Annotated in this window: 1 protein-coding gene; it reads right to left on the bottom strand. The window is 65.7% G+C overall.

Going from position 1 to position 600, the window contains the following annotated elements; translation table 11 throughout:
• Positions 1 to 48: 48 nt before the first annotated feature.
• A partial coding sequence (locus tag ASV53_RS24405; RefSeq protein ID WP_141226332.1) for a type II toxin-antitoxin system HipA family toxin occupies positions 49 to 600 on the bottom strand: 552 nt, incomplete at its 5' end.

Genomic DNA, 600 nt, shown 5'->3' with positions numbered 1-600 from the left:
CCGAAGACATACGCCACTGAGGTTCACCGGTCGTTCGGGCGCGTGCCCTCAGTTCCTGAGAACCGCGATACCACTCTGGATCTCCTCGGCGAATCGCTTGAGCTCGGGTCCACGAACACGATTCGCTTCCGCGGCGTCTCGCCACCCGCCGAGGATGTCGGCGATCCGCTCGCGCTCCTCCCTCGCGGCGGAAGGGCTCAGGCGACACGCCCGCGCAAGTTCCCTCAGCCCTTCGCTCTCATCACCGTGGTGACTTGCGCCGGCGATCGTGGTCTGGCGGGCCTTCGGATCCGGCTCGGGGTTGATGTCGAAGGCGGGGCTGAGCGCCCATCCATTCACCGAGTGCAGAAACCCATGGTTGCGGAGATGATCATCGGTGTTGTGCAGCCCGACGCTCAGCACAGCGCGCCGATAGAGCTCACCCAGGTCGTCCTTCACCCGACCGCCCACCTCTTCGATGGCCTCGGCGATCTCGACGTAGTCGCCACCGGCTCCGTCACCGCGTTCCAAGACGGTCATGGCACTCATGTACCCGATGCGCGCCCCGTCGGACGTGCGATCGAACCGATCGAGCAGCAGAACGTTGCGGCCATCGACCGG

This window comes from Photobacterium sanguinicancri, assembly GCF_002265265.1.
Taxonomy (GTDB): domain Bacteria; phylum Pseudomonadota; class Gammaproteobacteria; order Enterobacterales; family Vibrionaceae; genus Photobacterium; species Photobacterium sanguinicancri.
Note: the sequence above shows the minus strand (reverse complement) of the source record. Positions and strands in the feature narration are given on the sequence as shown.